The sequence below is a fragment of the Antarctobacter heliothermus genome (assembly GCF_002237555.1).
GTDB classification, from domain to species: domain Bacteria; phylum Pseudomonadota; class Alphaproteobacteria; order Rhodobacterales; family Rhodobacteraceae; genus Antarctobacter; species Antarctobacter heliothermus_B.
On sequence record NZ_CP022540.1, the window covers coordinates 3,109,096 to 3,122,988 of the forward strand.

General features: G+C 60.9%; 16 protein-coding genes and 1 pseudogene. 10 read left to right on the top strand and 7 right to left on the bottom strand.

Annotated elements, in window-relative coordinates; genetic code table 11:
• The first annotated feature begins 6 nt into the window (after positions 1–6).
• The 9 genes and pseudogenes from ANTHELSMS3_RS14895 to ANTHELSMS3_RS26610 form a co-directional block, all read left to right on the top strand.
• On the top strand, positions 7–414 hold the full coding sequence (locus ANTHELSMS3_RS14895; RefSeq protein ID WP_094035559.1) for a phage major tail protein, TP901-1 family: 408 nt from the start codon (positions 7–9) through the stop codon (positions 412–414).
• Positions 414–746 (top strand): gene transfer agent family protein, encoded by a 333-nt coding sequence (locus ANTHELSMS3_RS14900; protein WP_094035560.1) that lies wholly within the window; start codon positions 414–416, stop codon positions 744–746. The genes ANTHELSMS3_RS14895 and ANTHELSMS3_RS14900 overlap by 1 nt, the downstream gene beginning before the upstream one ends.
• On the top strand, positions 733–921 hold the full coding sequence (locus tag ANTHELSMS3_RS14905; RefSeq protein ID WP_094035561.1) for a rcc01693 family protein: 189 nt from the start codon (positions 733–735) through the stop codon (positions 919–921). Before ANTHELSMS3_RS14900 ends, ANTHELSMS3_RS14905 begins: the two co-directional genes overlap by 14 nt.
• Before the next feature lie 11 nt (positions 922–932).
• Positions 933–1,592 (top strand): phage tail tape measure protein, encoded by a 660-nt coding sequence (locus ANTHELSMS3_RS14910; protein ID WP_094035562.1) that lies wholly within the window; start codon positions 933–935, stop codon positions 1,590–1,592.
• 10 nt (positions 1,593–1,602) lie between these two features.
• Positions 1,603–2,235, top strand: a complete 633-nt coding sequence (locus ANTHELSMS3_RS14915; protein ID WP_094035563.1) for a DUF2460 domain-containing protein — start codon at positions 1,603–1,605, stop codon at positions 2,233–2,235.
• Entirely contained in the window at positions 2,235–3,119 is an 885-nt protein-coding gene (locus tag ANTHELSMS3_RS14920) for a DUF2163 domain-containing protein (RefSeq protein ID WP_094035564.1), read from the top strand. The genes ANTHELSMS3_RS14915 and ANTHELSMS3_RS14920 overlap by 1 nt, the downstream gene beginning before the upstream one ends.
• Entirely contained in the window at positions 3,116–3,547 is a 432-nt protein-coding gene (locus tag ANTHELSMS3_RS14925; RefSeq protein ID WP_094035565.1) for a peptidase, read from the top strand. The genes ANTHELSMS3_RS14920 and ANTHELSMS3_RS14925 overlap by 4 nt, the downstream gene beginning before the upstream one ends.
• Positions 3,548–3,550: 3 nt before the next feature.
• Positions 3,551–7,486 (top strand): baseplate multidomain protein megatron, encoded by a 3,936-nt coding sequence (locus tag ANTHELSMS3_RS14930; RefSeq protein ID WP_094035566.1) that lies wholly within the window; start codon positions 3,551–3,553, stop codon positions 7,484–7,486.
• Between the two features lie 38 nt (positions 7,487–7,524).
• Positions 7,525–7,686: pseudogene (locus ANTHELSMS3_RS26610) on the top strand (DUF7742 family protein); the annotation flags it as partial.
• Between the two features lie 71 nt (positions 7,687–7,757).
• Here the strand turns inward: ANTHELSMS3_RS26610 and ANTHELSMS3_RS14940 are convergent.
• Positions 7,758–7,922, bottom strand: a complete 165-nt coding sequence (locus ANTHELSMS3_RS14940; protein WP_094035567.1) for a TraR/DksA family transcriptional regulator — start codon at positions 7,920–7,922, stop codon at positions 7,758–7,760.
• Positions 7,923–8,055: 133 nt separating this feature from the next.
• Between ANTHELSMS3_RS14940 and cysE the strand changes: the two genes are divergently transcribed.
• Positions 8,056–8,862 (top strand): serine O-acetyltransferase, encoded by an 807-nt coding sequence (gene cysE, locus ANTHELSMS3_RS14945; RefSeq protein ID WP_094035568.1) that lies wholly within the window; start codon positions 8,056–8,058, stop codon positions 8,860–8,862.
• A gap of 137 nt (positions 8,863–8,999) precedes the next feature.
• On the opposite strand, the gene ANTHELSMS3_RS14950 is transcribed toward cysE, so the two are convergent.
• The 6 genes from ANTHELSMS3_RS14950 to ANTHELSMS3_RS14975 all read right to left on the bottom strand — a co-directional run bounded on the left by ANTHELSMS3_RS14950 (position 9,000) and on the right by ANTHELSMS3_RS14975 (position 13,780).
• A complete protein-coding gene (locus tag ANTHELSMS3_RS14950) occupies positions 9,000–10,280 on the bottom strand; it encodes a pyruvate dehydrogenase complex dihydrolipoamide acetyltransferase (protein WP_094035569.1) in 1,281 nt (426 codons plus the stop codon).
• 69 nt (positions 10,281–10,349) lie between these two features.
• Entirely contained in the window at positions 10,350–10,607 is a 258-nt protein-coding gene (locus ANTHELSMS3_RS14955) for a hypothetical protein (RefSeq protein WP_254694747.1), read from the bottom strand.
• The gene (locus ANTHELSMS3_RS14960) at positions 10,604–11,980 is read right to left on the bottom strand and encodes a pyruvate dehydrogenase complex E1 component subunit beta (protein ID WP_094035570.1); all 1,377 of its coding nucleotides are present in this window, start codon (positions 11,978–11,980) and stop codon (positions 10,604–10,606) included. The genes ANTHELSMS3_RS14955 and ANTHELSMS3_RS14960 overlap by 4 nt, the downstream gene beginning before the upstream one ends.
• A gap of 4 nt (positions 11,981–11,984) precedes the next feature.
• Positions 11,985–12,368, bottom strand: a complete 384-nt coding sequence (locus ANTHELSMS3_RS14965; protein WP_094035571.1) for a VOC family protein — start codon at positions 12,366–12,368, stop codon at positions 11,985–11,987.
• Positions 12,368–13,366: a pyruvate dehydrogenase (acetyl-transferring) E1 component subunit alpha gene (gene pdhA / locus ANTHELSMS3_RS14970; protein ID WP_094035572.1), complete on the bottom strand. Its 999-nt coding sequence runs from the start codon at positions 13,364–13,366 to the stop codon at positions 12,368–12,370. The genes ANTHELSMS3_RS14965 and pdhA overlap by 1 nt, the downstream gene beginning before the upstream one ends.
• A gap of 111 nt (positions 13,367–13,477) precedes the next feature.
• Entirely contained in the window at positions 13,478–13,780 is a 303-nt protein-coding gene (locus tag ANTHELSMS3_RS14975; RefSeq protein ID WP_094035573.1) for an FtsB family cell division protein, read from the bottom strand.
• Between the last annotated feature and the right edge of the window lie 113 nt (positions 13,781–13,893).

Sequence of the window (13,893 nt, forward strand, 5' to 3'; positions counted from 1 at the left end):
AGAGACATGGCGGCACAGAACGGGAAAGACCTGCTGATCAAGGTGGACGTGAATGGCAGTTTTGAAACACTGGCAGGGCTACGCGCGACGCGCATCAGCTTTAACGCCGAGCAGGTGGATGTGACGACGCTGGAATCGACCGGCGGCTGGCGCGAGTTGCTGGCCGGGGCCGGTGTGAAATCGGCGAGCCTGAGCGGCTCGGGGGTGTTCAAGGACGGCACCACGGACGAACGCGCGCGGCAGATGTTTTTCGACAGCGAGACTCCGGCGTTTCAGGTGATCATCCCGGATTTCGGCGTTGTCGAAGGGCCGTTTCAGGTGACCTCGATCGAGTATGCAGGTGCGCATGACGGTGAGGCGACCTATGAACTGGCGCTGGCTTCGGCCGGCGCACTGACCTTTACGGCTGCCTGATGGGCAATCCGTGGCGGGGAGATGTCGTTCTGGTCGTCGATGGACGGAGCAATGTGATGCGGTTGACGCTGGGCGCGTTGGCCGAATTGGAAGCTGGCCTTGAAAGCGGATCCTTGCTGGATCTGGTGCAGCGGTTTGAGACGGGTGGTTTCAGCACGCGGGACGTGCTGGCGCTGATCGTTGCAGGGCTGCGCGGCGGCGGCTGGACGGGGCGGGCATCGGATCTGCTTTCATCGGAAATCGAAGGCGGGCCAATGGCGGCGGCGCGTGCAGCGGCCGAATTGCTGGCGCGGGCCTTCATGCTGCCGGAGACGGGCGATGGCGGGGTTTGATTGGCCCACGCTGATGCGGGCGGGGATGCGCGGTTTAGGCCTGAAGCCGTGGGAGTTCTGGGATCTGACGCCTGCCGAATTGCAACTGATGCTGGGCGAGCGCAACGGTGCGAAACCGATGGGTCGGACACGGCTTTCCGAACTGATGACGGCCTTTCCCGACAACAAGACGTGAGGTGACGTAACATGAGCGAGATGATCGATGAACTTGAGGGACAGGTCGCTGCATTGGAGACATCTCTGGGCGGCGCGATTGGCATGGCGGCACAGTTCGACGCCGAACTGAAGCGCATCCATGAGACGTTTTCAGCCACAGGGCGCGGTGCGGCCAAGCTTGAGGCAACGCTGAGCCGTGGTGTGGCCCGGGCGATTGATGGCGTAGTGCTGGACGGAATGAAGCTGTCGGACGCGCTGCAGACCGTTGCGCAGTCGATGATCGACGCAGCGTGGAAGGCGGCGGTGACCCCGGTGGCGAACCATGTGGGGGGGCTGCTGTCATCGGCTGTGTCGGGCATGTTTGGCAGTTTTTCGCCTTTTGCTGATGGTGCCGGGTTTGCACAGGGGCGCGTAATGCCCTTCGCCAACGGCGGCGTCGTCAGCAGCCCGACAACATTTCCAATGCGTGGCGGGACTGGCCTGATGGGTGAGGCAGGACCCGAGGCGATCATGCCGCTGACCCGTGGGGCAGATGGTAAACTGGGGGTACGTTCGGACGGCGGGTGCGGGTCGCCGGTGACCGTGGTGATGAACATTTCGACGCCAGACACCGCAGGCTTTCAACGCAGCCAGAGCCAGATCGCTGCACGCATGAGCCAGGCTTTGAGCCGTGGCGCGCGCAACCGCTGAGGAGAGTGACATGAGCTTTCATGAAGTGAGATTTCCGACTGATCTGAGTTTTGGTTCCGCCGGGGGACCAGAGCGGCGCACCGATATCGTCACGCTGACCTCAGGCTACGAAGAGCGCAACACGCCTTGGGCGCATTCGCGCCGCAGCTATGATGCCGGTCTGGGTTTGCGGTCGTTGGACGATCTGGCAGAGTTGGTTGCGTTTTTCGAGGCGCGACAGGGTCAGCTGTACGGATTTCGCTGGAAGGATTGGGCGGATTTCAAATCCTGTGCGCCATCCAAAGAGCCCGCGTCTTCGGACCAGTTGATCGGCATCGGGGATGGTGCGAACCAGAGCTTTGCGCTCGTCAAGACTTATGCATCCGGCGGGGCCAGCTATCTGCGCCCAGTTACCAAGCCCGTCGATGGGTCCACGCAGGTCGAAGTTGATGGTGTCGTTCTCACAGAGGGTGCCGGTTTCAATTTGGATACCGGCACAGGTGTCGTCATCCTAGACAGTGCGCCGGGTGTCGGACAGGAGGTCCGTGCGGGGTTTGTCTTTGATGTTCCGGTCCGGTTTGACACGGATCGTATTCGCTTCAGCGCCGGGGCGTTCAACGCGGGTCAGATCCCGGATGTGCCGGTGGTCGAGGTCCGGGTCTGATGGGCGCGGCAGAACTGCACGCCCATTTGGCAGGGGGAGTGACGTCTGTGGCACGCGCCTGGGCGATCACGCGCAAGGATGGAACGCGCCTTGGTTTCACCGATCACGACCGAAATCTGAGTTTTGACGGACTGGTCTTCAAGGCCGATAGCGGGCTGTCGGCGCGCGCTTTAAGTCAGGCGACAGGACTTTCTGTCGACAATACCGAAGCAATGGGCGCGCTGAGTGCAAACGCCATCGACGAGGCGGATATCGCAGCCGGACGGTATGACGGTGCCGAAGTGGTGGCTTGGCTGGTGAATTGGACCGATGTGTCTGCGCGCCGCGTCATATTTCGCGGAACCATCGGCGAGGTGAGACGCGGTGCGGGAGCATTTCACGCCGAACTGCGCGGGCTGACCGAAGAGTTGAATCGCCCCGTGGGGCGTGTCTTTCAGAAACCCTGTACCGCGGTTCTCGGGGATGCTGATTGTGGCATGGATCTGCTGTCGGGGCCCTATGCGCATGAGGGATCGCTGACCGGACTTGAAGACAACCGGGTTTTCCAGATGGGAGACATGTCGGCGTTTTCAGTCGGGTGGTTCCAGAGAGGTCGGTTCGAAGTTCTGACAGGCACGGCACAAGGTTTGGTGGGGTCGATCAAGCGGGATCGACTGGGCAGTGACGGCGCAAGGTTGATCGAGATTTGGGAGCCTCTGCGCGCGACTCCGCTTGTAGGTGACGTCGTCAGGCTAACGGCGGGATGTGACAAACGGTTCACGACGTGCCGGGCGAAATTTGGCAATCATCTGAATTTTCGCGGTTTTCCGGATCTGCCAGAAGAAGACTGGATCACGGTTCATCCAAGCTATGCAAAACGGCTTGACGGCGGGAGCCGACGATGAGCCGGGTCATCGACGCCGCGCGTGGCTGGATCGGAACGCCTTATGTGCATCAGGCATCCTGTCGGGGGGCTGGGTCTGATTGTCTGGGACTGCTTCGCGGTGTTTGGAGAGAGGTGATCGGGCCAGAACCGGAAGCCGTGCCCGCCTACACCATGGACTGGTCGGAACCTCAGGGAGATGAGCGTCTGTGGCGCGCAGGAATGCGACATCTGGTGCCGAAAGATTCGGGAGATGCGGCCGAGGGAGATGTCCTGTTGTTCCGAATGCGCGGCGGATCAATCGCAAAACATGTGGGTTTTCAGGCCCGGACCGGACCAATGGCGAGCTTCATCCATGCCTATAGCGGACACGGCGTAATTGAAAGCACGCTGAGCACGCCCTGGGCGCGGCGGGTGGTAGCCCGTTTTGCACTTCCTATTGGAGATTGAGTGATGGCGACGATCCTTCTTTCTGCCGCAGGCGCGGCACTTGGCAGTTCCATCGGTGGCTCAGTATTGGGGCTATCGATGACGGCAGTGGGTCGCTTTATCGGGGCCTCGATAGGGCGCGGGCTGGATCAGCGTTTGCTGGGCGCCGGGTCGGAGGCTGTGGAAACCGGCCGGATTGACCGCTTTCGCCTGACAGGAGCCGGTGAAGGCGCGCCAATCGCACAGGTGTATGGGCGGATGCGGACAGGTGGTCACGTCATCTGGGCTACCGAGTTCAAGGAACGTGTGCGCGAGTCCGGCGGTGGCGGCAAGGGCGCCCCGGCTCAGCCGACAATACGAGAGTACAGTTATTCAGTCAGTCTTGCGCTCGCGCTCTGCGAGGGGGAGATCACAGCGGTCAATCGGGTGTGGGCAGATGGCGTCGAGATTGCGATCAAAGATCTCGACATGCGGGTTTATACTGGGTCACAGGATCAATTACCCGATCCCAAGATTGAGGCGGTTGAGGGCTCAGGTCTTGTTCCGGCCTATCGCGGCACCGCTTATGTGGTCATGGAGGATCTCCGGTTGGAGCGGTTTGGGAACCGGGTGCCACAGTTCAGCTTTGAGGTCGCACGGCCCGATCTGTCAGAGGATCAGGTTCCGTCTCTTATACGCGGCGTGGCGATGATCCCTGGAACCGGGGAATACGCCTTGGCGACAGAGCCCGTTTACATGAAACACGCAGCAAGTGCCTTTGACAGCTTGTTCGGGGTTGGCGAGGACGGCAAGGCGGTCGCCAATGTCGGTTCTCCGTCAGAAGAGCCAGACTTTGTCACTTCTCTCAAGCAGCTCAGTGATGAGGTGCCGAATTGCGGAGCGGCGTCTTTGATTGTGAGTTGGTTTGGCGACGACTTGCGATGCGGCCATTGTACGATCCGCCCGAAGGTGGAACAGACAGAGTACGAAGCCAAGTCCATGCCGTGGTCTGTCGCGGGAGTTGACCGGAGCGCGGCGCTGACGATTCCGCAACAGGACGGACGCCCGGTATATGGGGGCACGCCGACCGACGAGTCGGTGATCCAGTCAATCCTTAAGATGCAGGCCGAAGGTCTGTCTGTAATGTATTACCCGTTCATTCTGATGGATCAGGTGGAGGACAATGGGTTGTCTGATCCCTGGAATGTAGGGGAGGAGCAACCGAAATTGCCGTGGCGTGGACGGATCACGTTGAGCGTCGCCCCGGGTCAACCCGGTTCGCCGGATCAAACCGCGGTTGCGGATGATGAGGTCGCCGCCTTCTTCGGCACGGCCTCTGCAGCGGATTACTTCTTGGATGAAGGGATAGTCAGGTACAGCGGCCCAAATGAGTGGGGCTACCGGCGCTTCATCCTGCATCAAGCAGCCCTTTGCATGGCGGCAGGTGGTGTCGAGGCGTTCTGTATCGGATCGGAAATGCGGGGGCTGACCCAGATCCGCGGGGCAAACGGCTTTGCAGCTGTTTCAGCACTCCAAAGCCTGGCGGCAGAGTGCCGGGCGCTGTTGGGGCCATCGGTTAAGATCGGCTATGCGGCGGATTGGTCCGAATATTTTGGGTATCATCCGCAGGATGGCTCAGGAGATGTGTATTTCCACCTCGATCCACTTTGGGCGGACGCTGAGATCGACTTCATCGGGATAGACAACTACATGCCTTTGTCGGACTGGCGCGATGGTGCGGATCACGCCGACGTTGATTGGGGGGCGGTTCATGACCTTGGCTATCTTCGGTCTAATGTAGAAGGCGGAGAAGGGTTCGACTGGTACTATGCCTCGGATGAGGACCGGGATGCACAGGTCCGCACGCCAATCTCAGATGGCGCGCATGGTGAACCGTGGGTCTGGCGCGACAAGGACATCCGCAATTGGTGGGGCAATGCTCATCATGAACGGATCGGCGGTGTTCGACAGGGCGTATCGACGGTATGGCAACCTGAGTCCAAACCGATTTGGTTCACCGAACTGGGTTGTGCTTCCATCGACAAGGGCACCAATCAACCCAACAAGTTCCTGGATCCGAAGTCCTCGGAATCCGATCTGCCGAATCATTCAAATGGTTTGCGGGATGACCTTATTCCGCTGCAATACCTGCGGGCACAATTGGGTTACTGGGGTGAGGCAGCGCACAATCCGGTGTCTTCGGTTTATGGCGGGCACATGTTGGACCTTGCTCGGTGTTTTGTCTGGGCCTGGGACGCGCGGCCATACCCATGGTTCCCTGCCAATGAAGACATCTGGTCGGATGGGCCAAACTACAGATGCGGTCATTGGCTGAATGGACGTGCGTCGGGCCGTAGCCTTGCGTCCGTCGTCAAGGAAATCTGTGCGCGTGTTGGATTGTTGGAGGTCGATACCAGCGGGCTGCACGGGTTTGTGCGTGGCTATATCGTGTCTCAGGTGACAGACGCACGGCGCGCGCTGCAACCCCTGATGCTGGCCTATGGGTTCGACGCAATCGAACGAGACGGGACACTGGTCTTCCGGATGCGGAACGGAACGAAAGCGGTCGATCTTTCCCGTGAGTCGTTTGCGGTAAGCGAAGAGGTCGACGGCGACCTGTTGGAGACGCGTGCCTCTGAGGCGGAAATGGCCGGGCGTGTGCGCGTGCAATTCCTGTTGGCCGACGCGGATCATCAAGTCGTGTCGGAAGAAGCGGTCTTGCCGGATGAGGCGACCCATGCAGTGTCTGAGACGGACATGGCACTGGCATTGACACGCGGCGAGGGGCGGCAGACCGCGGAACGGTGGCTGGCTGAGGCGCGTGTTGCGCGGGACACGATGCGCTTTGCATTGCCGCCGTCGCAACTTGCGCTGGGCGCGGGTGATATTGTCCGGTTGCCGGTCGAGAGTGGGGGGACTCTGGCGCGGATCGACAAAGTCGAAGTCATGGAGCATCAGATCATCGACGCGGTGCGGATTGAACCCGAAGTTTTTCGGCCATCGGACATGCCCGAAGACGCGGCAACCGTTCGGCCTGTCACCCCCTCGGTTCCGGTGATGCCGGTCTTTATGGATTTGCCGCTGATGAGCGGGGATGAGGTGGCACATGCACCGCATCTGGCTCTGACAGCCACACCTTGGTCTGGCGCTGTCGCACTATACGGAGCAGCGCAGGATTCCGACTACACTTTGAACACGCTCATTGCGGGACAATCGGTTATCGGTTTGACTGAAACGGACCTTGTCGCAGCGCGGCCGGGCAAAATTGACCGGGGCGCAGCTTTGGAAGTCCGGCTGGCTAGTGGCAGTCTACAATCAATCAGCGATGCCGCACTGTTGTCTGGGGGCAACCTGATGGCGATCGGTGACGGAACACCGGGAAACTGGGAGGTGTTCCAGTTCAGGGATGCCGAGCTTGTATCGGAAGGACGCTGGCGTTTGTCCCACAGATTGAGGGGACAGGCGGGCAGCGACGGGCTGGTGCCAGCGGTCTGGCCGGCGGGATCCTTGGTGGTTTTGCTGGATGGAACCCCGGCGCAGATTGGATTGAAACCGCTGCAACGCGGTCTGGATCGGCACTACAGGGTCGGACCGGCGTCGCTCTCCTATGACCATGCGGTCTATGAGCATTGCGTTCATGCTTTCGATGGCAACGGATTGCGGCCTTACCGTCCCGTGCACCTGCGGGTTGCCGACCATGCCGGTGATCTTGCGTTCAGCTGGATACGGCGGACGCGGATAGATGGGGACGGCTGGGACCTTGCGGAGATTCCGCTTGGCGAAGACAGCGAAGCCTACAGGGTTCAAGTCCGGCAGGGCGCAACCGTATTGCGCGATGTTACGGTTGATACGCCATTCTGGGCCTATGGTGCAGCGGATCAGTCGGCCGATGGCGTGGTCGGTGGGTTTATCGTGGCGGTCGCGCAAATGTCTGAGCGCTACGGTCCCGGTCCCTGTGCCGAACTTGAGATCGTACAATGAAGCCGGTCTTGCCCGGCGACGTGAGTGCGGCGGCGCGGATGCTGTTAACCGTGCCGCCCCATGTACGCATGAAACGCGCCGAGCGGTTGATTGATGAGGCCCGCGCAGCGGATGCGCATTGCCGGCGGACTGGTCGGGCACATCCAAGGTGGGGCAACGGAACATTGATGGCTGCGGCCCACGGGCATCCGATGGGGCAAGAGGTGTGTTTTGACGATCCAGACTACCTAGATTGCCAACTGGCCATCCTGCACGCCTTGCGCGCCTTTCATCAGCTAGAAGCGCAGGAAATGCAGCGACGTGCCGTGGGATTCAGTTCTAACCGTTTGACAGCGATGTCGTCGCCGCACGCCTCGCAATAGCCGAACGCGCAGTCGTCGAGACGCATCAGCTTCGCCGCCAGCGCATTGCGGCGTGGCTGCGTGGCTTTTGCCATTGATTGGTTCAAAAGCGCGTCCTGTAACGCTCGGTCATAGAGCCATCCAATTCCGGCATGACCCACATCACAGATTTGCGTTTCGATCCCTATAGCCTATCTGATAGGCTCACGGCGTCAAAGGAGGACAGCCATGGCTGAAACGCGCACGCAACTGGCGGAACTGGACCCGGTTTGGGCCCGTATCCGCAGCGAGGCAGAACAGGCGGTGATTGATGAGCCGCTGCTCGGCGGTCTGGTGCACTATTCTATTCTGCATCACCCGTCGATTGAACGGGCATTGAGTTACCGTATGTCACTGAAACTGGCGAACGGCGAAATGTCCGAACAGATTCTGCGGGAAATCTGTGACGAAGCCTATGGTCGTGCGCCGGAATTGGCGCTGTCCGGACGCGCAGACATCACGGCGACCTATGAACGTGACCCGGCCTGCCACCGGTTTCTTCAGCCGATGCTGTTCTTCAAGGGCTTTCAGGCGGTGCAGGCGTACCGTGTGGCGCATTGGCTGTGGACCGAAGGCCGCAAGGATCTGGCCTATTTCTTTCAGATGCGCAGTTCCGAGGTTTTTGGCATCGATATTCATCCGGCGGCCCGGATCGGCAAGGGCATCATGATCGACCACGCCCATTCGATTGTGATTGGTGAGACAGCCGTGGTCGGAGACAATGTGTCGATGCTGCATTCGGTCACGCTTGGCGGCACCGGCAAGGAAGAAGAGGACCGCCACCCCAAGATCGGCGACGGCGTTCTGATTGGTGCGGGGGCCAAGGTGCTGGGCAACATCAAGGTGGGCAACTGCTCGCGCATTGCCGCCGGGTCCGTCGTGCTGAAAGACGTACCACCCTGCAAGACTGTCGCTGGCGTTCCGGCCAAGGTGGTTGGTGAGGCCGGATGTGATCAACCCTCGATCAGCATGGATCAGCTTTTTCGTGGCGGTTGAACAGCTCGCCGAACATCCCGGTTGAGACAGCGACGGCGCCCGAAGGGGCGCCGTTTCTTGTTGTGACAAAAATTTTCCCCGCGCCTCGACTGTCATTCCACATGTCGTCCAACGCCGATGGGAAATCGGCGCAGCGGTCAGGCGAGCAGGGCCAGCGGGTTTTGCAACCCCTCCACAATGGCGTTCAGCAGCTCCGCGCCCAATGCGCCGTCAATCACCCGATGATCAACGGACAGCGTGACGGACATGACTGTGGCGATGCCGATTTCACCATTGTCATAAACGACAGGTTTTTTGATCCCCGCCCCAACGGCAAGAATGGCGCCGTGCGGCGGATTGATGACGGCATCGAAATTCTCGATCCCGAACATGCCAAGGTTGGAAATGGCAAAGCTGCCGCCTTGATACTCGTGCGGGGCCAGCTTGCGGTCGCGGGCGCGTGCGGCGAGATCCTTCATCTCAGAGGACAGGGCGGAAAGGGTCTTTTGATGCGCATCGCGCAACACGGGCGTGAATAGTCCGCCCTCGACCGCAACGGCCACCGCCACGTCCGACGGGGTCAGTTGCAGGATGCGGTCCCCGGCCCAGACCGCATTGGCGGCAGGGACGCGTTGCAGGGCGTCGGCACAGGCCTTGATGATGAAATCGTTGATCGAAAGCTTGATGCCGCGCGGTGCAAGTTGATCGTTGATCTGCTTGCGGAAATTCATCAGCGCGTCGAGGCGGATCTCGCGGCGCAGGTAGAAATGCGGGATGGTCTGTTTCGCCTCGGTCAGTCGAGCGGCAACGGTGCGGCGCATTCCGTCCAGCGCGATTTCCTTGTGCGGGCGGTCGGCGTAGATCTTGCTGATGGCATCAGAGCTGACAGCGGTTTGCGGTGTCTTCTCGACCGGAGCGGGCGCTGCCGCGACGGGCTCTGACGTGGCTGCTTCGACGTCCGCCTTGACGATGCGCCCGCGCGGACCGGAGCCGGTGATCTGCGACAGGTCCAGCCCTTTCTGGTCGGCTAGGCGACGGGCAAGGGGGGATGCAAAGACACGGTCGGTGTCGTTGCGCGGGGCGGTTGGGGCGGCCTTCTCGGAGCCCCCGGAAGTGGGGGCCGCCTCGGCAGCCGCTGTGGCCTGCGCCTGCGGTGCGGTGGCCACGGGGCCGTCAGAAATGTCGTCCGTGCTTTCGCCGTCTTCCAGCAGCACCGCGATGGGATCGTTTACCTTGACGTTCGTTGTGCCCTCGGCCACGAGAATGCGCCCGATTGTCCCTTCATCGACGGCCTCGAATTCCATCGTGGCCTTGTCGGTCTCGATCTCGGCAATCACGTCTCCAGAGGAGACGGTGTCGCCTTCCTTGACCAACCATTTGGCCAGCGTGCCGTCCTCCATAGTCGGGGACAAGGCGGGCATGAGGATTTTGATAGGCATTGGGATACTCCTCTCAGCGCGCCTGCGCGGTGCGGTATAGAGCGCGGTTCCCAGACAAAAGGCGCATGATCAGCGGGCCTCGATCAGGGTCATGATATCATAGGGCGGGCGCGGCGCGGCACCAGCGGCAAGGCGATCAACCGCAAGAATGAGCGCTTTCCTATGCGCCGCAATCCATTCGTAGGCGTCCTGATGGGACGGTTTATCCCACGGGCGCAGGGCGTTTGCCATCAGGCATTCCGGCACATACGCGCGCCCCGCGTTAGTTTCGATACGATACGCCTCGCGCGCCATATCACGGCCTTTGACCTCGACACGGGTGCTCACCGGTAACAGACCTTCTTGGCTGCGGCGACCACCTCGGGTGTGGTGATGAGCGCCAATCGCTCAAGGTTGGCCGCATAGGGCATTGGCACGTCCTTGCCGGTCAGGTTGATCACCGGCGCATCGAGATAGTCAAACGCCTCTTGCATCAGAACGGCAGAGATGTGGTTGCCGATCGACCCCACGGGAAAACCTTCTTCGATGGTCACGCAGCGGTTGGTCTTTTGCACGCTGGCGATCACCGTGGCGGTGTCCATGGGCCTCAGGGTGCGCAGGTCGATCACCTCGGCGTCGATGCCGTCCTCTGCCAGCTTTTCCGCTGCCTCCAGCGCATAGGTCATGCCGATGCCAAAGCTGACAAGGGTCACATCCGCGCCAGTCCGCCAGATGCGGGCCTTACCAAAGGGGACAGTGAAATCGTCCATCTCGGGTACGTCAAAGCTGCGCCCGTACAGGATCTCGTTTTCCAGAAAGATCACCGGGTTCGGATCGCGGATGGCACTTTTCAACAGACCCTTGGCGTCGGAGGCGGAATAGGGAATGGCCACTTTCAGCCCCGGAATATGCGCGTACCACGCGGAAAAATCCTGACTGTGCTGTGCGGCGACGCGGGCGGCCGCCCCATTGGGGCCGCGAAAGGTGATCGGACAACCCATCTGCCCGCCCGACATGTACAGCGTCTTGGCGGCAGAGTTGATGATCTGATCCATCGCCTGCATGGAAAAGTTGAAAGTCATGAATTCGACGATGGGTTTCAACCCACCAAAGGCCGCGCCGACGCCGACACCGGCAAAGCCGTGCTCGGTGATCGGCGTGTCGATCACACGTTTTGAACCGAACTCTTCCAGCAGGCCTTGGCTGATCTTGTAGGCCCCCTGATATTCGGCCACCTCTTCACCCATCAGAAATACATCGCCATCGGCGCGCATTTCCTCGGCCATGGCGTCGCGCAGCGCCTCTCGGACTGTCTGCTTTTTCAACTTGGTGCCCTCGGGCCAGTCCGGTTCGGGGCTGGCAGGTGCCGGGTTGGCTGTCTTGACCGGGGCAGGGGCGGCAGGTTGAGGTGCCGGGGCGGGTTTCGCCTCGGGCTTGGCGGGCGCTGCCGCGTCCCGGACCTGATCCGGGACCTCTTCACCATCCTCGACCAACACGGCGATCGGGGTGTTCACGGCCACAGCCTGCGTGCCCTCGGCCACAAGAATACGGCCCATGACGCCTTCATCGACGGCCTCGAACTCCATTGTGGCCTTGTCGGTCTCGATCTCGGCGATCACATCGCCCGCCGAGACGGTATCACCCTCTTTAACCAGCCATTTGGCCAGCGTGCCTTCTTCCATTGTCGGGGAAAGGGCGGGCATCAGGATTTCAGTTGCCATGGCGTCAGTTTTCCCCCGTTGCGGGCGTTATAAAGCCCACGATATTGCCTTCGCCGTCCTCGACATAGGCCGCGCGGCCGATGCCGGGATAATCCATGGGCGGCAACGCCTCTGCGCCGCCATTGTCCAGCGCCCATGCATAGCGTTCGTCCGCGTCCGCCACTTCGAACGTGAGGGTACAGCCCCGAACTGGCCCATGTGGAGCAGGGGCCGCGCCCATACGTTTCATCATACCGCCGGTCAGTTCTGCGCCAAGGTTGGGGCCGCTGATCAACTGATAGTCGACTTCTTCCGCACCGGGCATCGGATCAAACGCCCAGCCAAAAAGTCCAGAGTAAAACCGACGCGCGCGGGCCGGATCGGTCGCGTGTATCTCAAAATGCGGCATCACCTGACCTCCGCGTAAATGTCCGTCCACAACTCGTCCAGCGCCGGTTCCGGGCTTTCGCGCGCGAACTCTGCCGAGGCGCTGACCACCGCCTTGATTTCCTTGTCGATGGCCTTCAGATCCTCCTCCGAGGCATGGCCGCCCTGCACCAGCAACTCGCGCACATGGTCGATGGCGTCGCGTTCTTCGCGCATCTTCGACACCTCTTCGCGGGTGCGATACTTGGCCGGGTCAGACATGGAATGGCCGCGATAGCGGTAGGTCTTGACCTCTAGGATATACGGCCCCTTGCCGGATCGGCAGTGTTTGACCGCTTTCTGACCGGCGTCGCGCACCGCCAACACGTCCATGCCGTCGACCATCTCGCCGGGGATGCCAAAGGCCGCGCCGCGATGGTAGATGTCCGGCGTCGAGGTGGAGCGTTTCATCGCCGTGCCCATGGCGTATTGGTTGTTTTCGATGACAAAAATCACCGGCAACTCCCACAGGGCCGCCATGTTGAAGGTCTCATAGACCTGCCCCTGATTGGCGGCACCATCGCCGAAATAAGTAAAGGTTACGCGGTCGTTGCCCCGGTATTTGTCGGAAAACGCCAGCCCCGCGCCCAAAGGCACCTGCGCGCCCACGATACCATGCCCGCCGTAGAAATGCTTTTCCCGGCTGAACATATGCATAGAGCCGCCCTTGCCCTTGGAATAGCCACCCTCACGCCCGGTCAGTTCGGCCATGACGCCATTTGGGTCCATCCCGCAGGCCAGCATATGACCGTGATCGCGGTAAGAGGTTATGCGCTTGTCGCCCTCTTCGGCGGCGGCCTCCAGGCCAACCACCACGGCCTCTTGACCGATATACAGGTGACAGAACCCGCCGATCAGACCCATGCCGTATAACTGGCCGGCCTTTTCCTCAAACCGGCGGATCAGCAGCATGTCACGGTAGAATTGCGTCAACTCCTGGGGCGAAACATTGGGCTTCACACTCGTCTTTCGGGCTGCCATGCCGTCTCCTCCCAAGGACTCGTTCAAGGCTAAACTATCTCGGGAAGGATAGGCGGGCAAAGCTACGGCGTAAAGCCTTGCGGTGGCGTCGCGACGGGAGCGATCAATCGCTCAGTGCACCACGATCTCGTCGCTGCGCACCAGTCCCAGAACGTCTCGTGCCTGCCGATCCAGCAGATCAAGGTCAAGAAAATCATCCGAGAGCCGATGCGTGAGGTTTTCCATCCGGGCCACCTCGGCTTGCAGATCTGCCAGTTCCCGGTCCAGACGGTCCCCCTCGACGGCGATCTCGGCGCGGCGGAACAGGCCAAAATCCCCTTGCACGGCGGCAAAGGTGAAATAGGCGGCCAAACCCAGAGTCGCGGTGAAAAAGACGAGAGCCCCCAGTGACGGGCGCGGTCGACGGGTTGTCATATGTCTGCCTCATGCCCGCGCCTCATTGATCGGGCGCGTTTGCGGACTGTTGCACAGGCTCTGATCAATGTGAATCCCGGCTCGCCTCCGTGCTGTGCGTGCCCGCAAATAAG